Annotated in this window: 5 protein-coding genes and 1 pseudogene; 2 read left to right on the top strand and 4 right to left on the bottom strand. The window is 73.2% G+C overall.

The window, feature by feature from the left end; genetic code table 11:
* Positions 1–526: 526 nt before the first annotated feature.
* A complete protein-coding gene (locus B7L92_RS30620) occupies positions 527–721 on the bottom strand; it encodes a hypothetical protein (protein ID WP_004988114.1) in 195 nt (64 codons plus the stop codon).
* A 621-nt stretch (positions 722–1,342) separates the two neighbouring features.
* On the opposite strand from B7L92_RS30620, the gene B7L92_RS30615 reads away from it, so the two are divergent.
* On the top strand, positions 1,343–2,530 hold the full coding sequence (locus tag B7L92_RS30615; RefSeq protein ID WP_081240591.1) for an acyltransferase family protein: 1,188 nt from the start codon (positions 1,343–1,345) through the stop codon (positions 2,528–2,530).
* Positions 2,531–2,567: 37 nt separating this feature from the next.
* Here the strand turns inward: B7L92_RS30615 and B7L92_RS30610 are convergent, their stop codons facing one another.
* Positions 2,568–3,062, bottom strand: a complete 495-nt coding sequence (locus B7L92_RS30610) for an HD domain-containing protein (protein WP_081240590.1) — start codon at positions 3,060–3,062, stop codon at positions 2,568–2,570.
* Positions 3,063–3,102: 40 nt separating this feature from the next.
* Complete coding sequence (locus tag B7L92_RS30605) at positions 3,103–4,281, bottom strand: PP2C family protein-serine/threonine phosphatase (protein WP_026085188.1); 1,179 nt, start codon at positions 4,279–4,281, stop codon at positions 3,103–3,105.
* A 204-nt stretch (positions 4,282–4,485) separates the two neighbouring features.
* Here B7L92_RS30605 and B7L92_RS30595 point away from each other — a divergent pair, with 204 nt between their 5' ends.
* Positions 4,486–5,739 carry a GNAT family N-acetyltransferase gene (locus B7L92_RS30595; RefSeq protein ID WP_081240589.1) on the top strand — a complete coding sequence of 418 codons (1,254 nt, stop codon included), beginning with the start codon at positions 4,486–4,488 and terminating at the stop codon, positions 5,737–5,739.
* Between the two features lie 21 nt (positions 5,740–5,760).
* On the opposite strand, the pseudogene B7L92_RS30590 reads toward B7L92_RS30595, so the two are convergent.
* Positions 5,761–6,493: pseudogene (locus B7L92_RS30590) on the bottom strand (Fpg/Nei family DNA glycosylase).
* Positions 6,494–6,649 lie beyond the last annotated feature (156 nt).

The raw sequence follows: 6,649 nt of genomic DNA, 5'->3' as shown, positions 1-6,649 counted from the left end.
TCTCACCCGGGCCTGAGCCGTTCCACGGGCCGGACCGGCCGCCCGCGCCCCTCCGCGCGCCCGCTCCGGCCGGCGCCGGGACGGAGGGAACGCCGTTCGCGCGTGCCGGTACTCCGTACGGATGCCGTGCGGGCGTATTACGGGCGTCCTGCGGGCGGGGAGGGGAGCGGGTGCGGCCCGGCACCGCACGGGTCCTCGTCGTGGGCGCCGCGGCATCGTGAGCGTCGCGGCCCTCGGCGAGGGGAGGGCCGAACGGGTGCTCGCACAGGTGATCGAACGCGCCGTCGCCGACTCCCCCGCTCGATGCCCGGACATCCGAGCGGCGGGCCGCCGGTCGCCGCGGGAGGAGGGACCCCCCGGCTCCCGTGTGCGCCCTCCGCGCGTCGGCGTGTCGATCGGCCGGGCGCGGCAGGACCCCCGCGGACGTACCGAGACCGCCGGCGGAGAGCCGCACGGCGGCCCGGCCGCCGGGGAGGGGGGTGACCCCGGCCGGACGCCGGGGCCGGACGGGAGGGCCGGGCGCGCGTCAGAAGCTGATGGAGTTGATCGTCTCGGCTATCGAGTTCAGGAACCGCTGGATGTCGTCGGCCATGCCGGTCGAGGCGAGGAAGAAGCCGAAGAGGATCGCGACGATCGCGGGCCCGGGCTTGATGGATCCCCCTCTCAGCAGCACTACCAGGATGATCGCCAACAGCAGCACCACGGACAGTGAAATGGCCACAACTGATCACACCCTCGGTCGGTTCCGCTCTCCCGGCCCGGGCGACGCATCCCCGCGCACCCCGCCAGAACCATCGTGCCACCAACACGGCCCCCCTATGCGGCCGGTGACGCACCGTTCGACCCGCGGTGGCCGGGCCCCGTGCGCGCGTCCGCCCTCCCCGGCCGACGGCGCCGTGTCGCACGGCAATTCGAGGGAACGCCCGCACCGGGAATACGACCGGATCGTTTCCGCATCCACACAAAGCGTTCGCAGCCAATTCGAATTGCCGCCGAGACCGTCTCGATATCCCCGCGGGGAAGGCACGAAGGGGCACGAAGCTGGCATTCCGTCGGAGTCACCTGCCGGCCTCATGCGCCCTTTATTCGGGAATAATCATGACAAGGGGGGCGCATGCCCCCACAAAACCCGTATCCATAAGGTGTGTTGACCATCACGCCCGCAGCGCTGCCGACTTTCCTGATTCCGGGGTACCCGGACCGAATAACCAGGAACGACATCGGTCGTTTTACGAATACCCACGGACAACGCTAGGGTGCCTCAGATGTTCCACGCTGCCTCGTCCCCCGCAAGCGCAGCGAGTTCACCGATCTTCTCCTCCGGTTCCCGGCGGGAGGGTCCGTGACGAACTCGCAGCGACCGTACGGCAACCGCAGAACTCCGCCCCCCGCCACGCAGTCGCCGGCGTCCGGAGTGCCGGGTCCGCCCGCGGAGAACCGGCAGGGCGACCGGCCGGCCCCCTCCGGCAAGCAGCGTGACGCGTTCTTCGACAACGCCAAGTACCTGGCGATCGTGCTGGTGGCCGTCGGTCACGCCTGGGAGCCGCTCAAGGGCGACAGCCGGACCCTCGAAGCCGCGTACATGGTCGTGTACGCGTTCCACATGCCGGCCTTCATCATCATCTCCGGCTTCTTCTCGCGCAGTTTCGACATGCGTCCCGACCGGCTGCAGCGGCTGATCACCGGCGTCGCCGTCCCGTACATCGTCTTCGAGACCGCCTATCCCCTCTTCAAGCGGTTCGTCGACAACGACCCGCAGCAGGAGATCAGCCTCCTCGACCCCTGGTACCTCACCTGGTTCCTGGTCGCGCTGTTCGTGTGGCGGCTGACCACGCCGATCTGGAGGACGGTGCGGCACCCGCTGCCGCTGGCGCTCGGCATCGCCATGCTGGCCAGCGTCAGCCCGGACATCGGCGACGACCTGGACCTGCAGCGCGTCCTGCAGTTCCTGCCGTTCTTCGTGCTCGGTCTGTGCCTGCGGCCCGAGCACTTCCACCGGGTGCGCCGCCGGTCGGTACGGATCCTCTCGGTTCCGGTGTTCGCGGCGGCGCTGGCCGTCGGCTGGTGGGCGGCGCCGCGGATGAACACCGCGTGGTTCTACCACCGCGACGCCGCGCAGGAGCTGGGCGAGCCGTGGTGGGTCGGCCCGGTCATGGTGCTCGTCCTGTTCGGCTGCTCGCTGCTGCTGACCGCCTGCTTCTTCGCCTGGGTGCCGCGCCGCCACCTGTGGTTCACCGCCCTCGGCGCGGGCACGCTCTACGGCTACCTGCTGCACGGCTTCGTGGTGAAGGCCGGCGACTACCGGGGCTGGTTCGAGCACTCGGCGCTGCACGGTCCGCTCGGCTGGATCGCCGTGACCGTCCTCGCGGCCGCCATGGTGACGCTGCTGTGCACCAAGCCGGTGCGGCGGGTCTTCCGGTGCGTGATGGAGCCGAGGATGCGGTGGGCGTTCAAGCGGGACACCGCCGAACCGGCCCGCGGGGGCGAGCTGCGGGAGAAGCGGGAGACCCGCGAGAAGGTGTCCGCCTAGTCCCCTGGTCCCCCAGGTCTCCTAGCCCCTCAGCCTTTCAGACCGTCAGTCCGTCAGTCCCTCCGTTCCCCGCCACGAGACCGAGGAGTGCGCGCATCCGCGCGTACTTCTCGGTCAGTCGTGTGCGGGTCGCCCCGTCCAGCACGGCGAGACGGGCGGGGTCGGCGTTGTGCGCCAGGTCCGCCTCCTTCACCAGCAGCGCGCCGGGGGTGGCGAGGATGCGGGCCGCGTACGCCTCGGTCGGCTCCCCGGGCCGTTGGGTGACCGCGCGGACGATGTCCCTGGTCCGCGCGGTCAGCGCGGCCTCCTCGAGCCACCGGTCCGGCAGCCTGCCGTCCTCGACGGCGTCGTGCAGCCAGGCGGCCGCGATCTGCTCGTCGTCGCCGCCGCGCCGCCGTACGCCCTCGGCGACGGCCTGCAGGTGCTCGGCGTAGGGCCGGCCCGCCTTGTCGGTCTGGCCGGCGTGCGCGGCGCGGGCGACGGCCTCGGCCTCGGCCGGGGTCAGCGGGGTGCGCGGTGTCTCGGTCGTCACGCGTCCAGTGTCCCCCGCCCGGCCGGAGAGGGGGCGCGGTTCAGCGGGACGCGGCCGCCGTGGGGCCCTCGCGGCAGATCAGCAGCAGGGCGCGGTCGTCGTTGACGTCCTTGGCCACCGCCTCGATGAGGTGCCAGGCGGCCCCGTGGAAGCCGCCGGCGACGTAGCGGTCGGCCTCGCCGGTGAGCCGGTCGATGCCCTCGACGATGTCCCGGTCGGAGGTCTCCACCAGGCCGTCCGTGAACAGCATCAGCACGTCTCCGGGGCGCAACGTGCCCTTCACCGGGTCGAACTGGGCACCGTCGTACACGCCCAGCAGCGGGCCGTCGGCCGCCTTCTCCTCCCAGCGGCCGCTGCCCGCGCTGAGCTGGAGGCCCGGCGGATGGCCCGCGGAGTACAGCTCGTAGTCGCCGGAGTCGAGGTCGAGGACCAGGTGGATGGAGGTGGCGAAGCCCTCGTCCCAGTCCTGGCGGAGCAGGTAGCCGTTGGCGGCCGGGAGGAAGGCGTGCGGGGGGAGGCTGCCGAGGAGGCCGCCGAAGGCGCCCGACAGCAGCAGGGCGCGCGAGCCGGCGTCCATGCCCTTGCCGGACACGTCCGTCAGCACGACCTCCAGGGTGCGCCCGCCGTTCGTCCGGGCCGCGACCACGAAGTCGCCCGAGAACGACTGCCCGCCCGCCGGGCGCAGGGCCATCTCCCGGTGCCAGCCGTCCGGCAGCTGCGGCAGCTTGCTCTGCACCCGGATGCGTTCGCGCAGGTCGAACAGCATGGTGCCGCCGCGCCGCCAGGGCACGCCCACCCGGCTGCGGAACTGGGCGACGAGCAGCCCGAAGAAACCGCAGGCCGCGACGGTGAGGACCACGCCCGGGGTGACCCGGGCCGCGCCCTCGGTGTAGGGGCCGAGCTTCACCGACTCCACGATCAGCGCGGTCGCCGCCGCCGCGTACAGGCCGAGCAGGCTCGCCGGGCGCAGCAGCAGGCCGCCCGCGACGATCGGGACGACCAGGGCGGCCGGCGCGCACCACACGGAGTTGGCGAGCGTCCCGGCCGTGATCAGCGGGATGGTCAGGAGCAGTCCGGCGAGCGCGACCCAGTCCGAGCCGTCCCCGCGGAAGTAGTCGACGGCGGCCCGGCGCATGCCGACGCGGGCCCGGTGCCACTGCTTCTTCCACCGGGCCGTGAACGTATCGGCCTCCGCGCGCCGCTCTCGTCCTGCTGCCATCAGTTCGGGACCCTATCCATCGGACCGGCCGCTTGGCACGGGAGGTCCTGGTTGTCCCCCGTCCGGGGACCGACTTCACAGTGAACTTCACCGGACGCCGTCATGGGGCCGCCCGGGAGAAATTCCTTCGCTCGTCCTGTCCTGCCCTGGTAGGCATGGATCATGGCGAACGAGCGCGCGCGTGAAGCGAGTGGGACGAGTGATGTGACCGACGGCTCAGCGGACCTCGAACCCGTGCTGCGGAACCTGGCCCCGGACGAATGGGACAAGTGGTACGAGACGCTGCTCCGTGCCTTCGGCGGGGTCCAGGAGGCGCCCGAGGAGCGGGAGCTGTGGAACTCGCTGACCGAGTTCGGCCGGTTCCTGGCCGCCTGGGACGGCGACGCGTGCGTGGGGACGGCGGGCGCGTTCTCGTTCCGGCTGACCGTGCCCGGGGGCGCGTCCGTGCCCGCCGCGGGCGTCACGGGGGTGAGCGTGGCCGCCACGCACCGGCGGCGCGGGGTGCTGACGTCGCTGATGCGGCGGCAGTTGGACGACGTGCGGTCCTGGGGCGAGCCGCTGGCGGTGCTCACCGCGTCCGAACCGGCGATCTACGGCCGGTTCGGGTACGGGACGGCCTCGTTCCAGACGGACGCCGAGATCGACACGGAGCGGGCGGGACTGTCGGTCCCGGCCGGCACCGACGCCGTGCGGCTGCGGTACGCGACGCCGGCCGACGTGCTCGACGCCTGCGAGGCGGTCTACGCCCGGCTGGTGGCCCGGCGGCCGGGGATGCTCGCCCGCCGGCCCGGCTGGGAGCGGCTGGGCGTGCTCGACCCGGAGAGCGAGCGGGACGGGGGGTCGCCGCTGCAGTGCGTCGTCGCCGAGCGGGACGGCGAGACGGTCGGGTACGCGCGGTTCCGCGTGAAGCCGGGCTGGGGACCGGCCGGGCCCGAGGGCACGGTGGTCCTGAGCTCGCTGGACGCGCTGGACCCGGCGGCGGACGCGGCGCTGTGGCGGTTCCTGTTCTCCATCGACCTGACGTCGACGCTGGTGGCGCGGGGGCGGCCGGTCGACGAGGGCTGGCAGCACATGGTGGCGGACCTCCGGCGGTGCCGGCCGGTCCTGCGGGACGCGCTGCACGTACGGCTGGTCGACGTCGGGGAGGCCCTCGGGGTGCGGACGTACCAGGCGCCGGTGGACGTGGTGTTCGAGGTGGAGGACGCGTTCTGCCCCTGGAACGCGGGGCGTTGGCGGCTGAGCGGGGACGCGAAGGGGGCGTCCTGCGAGCGCACCGAGGACGCGGCGGGCCTCGCCCTGTCCATACGGGAGTTGGGCGCCGCGTATCTCGGCGGGGTGAGCCTCGCGGCGCTGGCCGCGGCCGGCCGGGTGCGCGAGGTGCGGCGGGGGGCGCTGGCGGAGGCGTCCCTGGCGTTCGGCAGCGGTGGCGCGGCGCCGTGGCTGCCGCACGGCTTCTGAGGGCCGTGCGGTGACCTGACCTCAGGTGTCCTGGCAGGTGGGGCACCAGAAGAGGTTGCGGGCGGCGAGATCGGCGGTGCGGATCTCGCCGCCGCAGACGTGGCAGGGCAGAAGGGCCCTGCGGTACACGTACACCTCTCCGCCGTGGTCGTCCACGCGCGGCGGGCGGCCCATCGCCTCGGGGGTGTGTTCCGGGCGGACGGTGTCGATGCGGTTGGTGCGGACGCCCTCGCGCATGAGGGCGACCAGGTCGGTCCAGATCGCGTCCCACTCGGCCGGGGTGATGTCCCGGCCCGCGCGGTACGGGTCGATCCGGTGCCGGAAGAGGACCTCGGCGCGGTAGACGTTGCCCACGCCGGCGATGACCTTCTGGTCCATGAGGAGGGCGGCGATCGTCGTACGGCTGCGGCCGATCCTGCGGTACGCGGCGGCCGGGTCCGCGTCCGGGCGCAGGGGATCGGGGCNNGGTGTCCGTGGGCGGCGGCGCGGGGGCCGGGCCGAAGGTGACCTTGCCGAAGAGGCCGAGGTGGATGTGGACCCACTCGGTGTGTTCCGGGTGCTCCGGGCCCGGGTCGCCGAAGCCGAGGAAGAGGTGCTTGCCGTGGGCGTCGGTGGTGTGCAGGGGCGTGCGGTCGAGGAGGGTGGCGGCGTCGGCGAACTTGCCCTGGGGGCTGGTGACGCGCAGGGGCGCGCGGTGCGCGAAGGCGGCGGCGTAGTCCTCGGCCAGCCGGTGAATGGTGTGTCCCTCGGGCACGGGCTCCCCTCTCCTGCCTGGTCCCCCTCCTTCGTGTCCCGCGCGTCCCGCACGTCCCGCGCGCACGGGCACGCCGGTCGCCGCCCCCACCGCGGGGCCTTCCGGTTCTCGGCGGGGGCCGGTGTGCGTACCGGTTACTGCTGGGGGTGGTGGGGC

It is taken from the genome of Streptomyces viridosporus (assembly GCF_002078235.1).
Taxonomy (GTDB): domain Bacteria; phylum Actinomycetota; class Actinomycetes; order Streptomycetales; family Streptomycetaceae; genus Streptomyces; species Streptomyces viridosporus.
Note: the sequence above shows the minus strand (reverse complement) of the source record. Positions and strands in the feature narration are given on the sequence as shown.

Excerpts from the sequence above, each read along its gene's own strand:
- B7L92_RS30605 (WP_026085188.1), bottom strand. The coding sequence starts at position 4,281 with ATGGCAGCAGGACGAGAGCGGCGCGCGGAGGCCGATACGTTCACGGCC.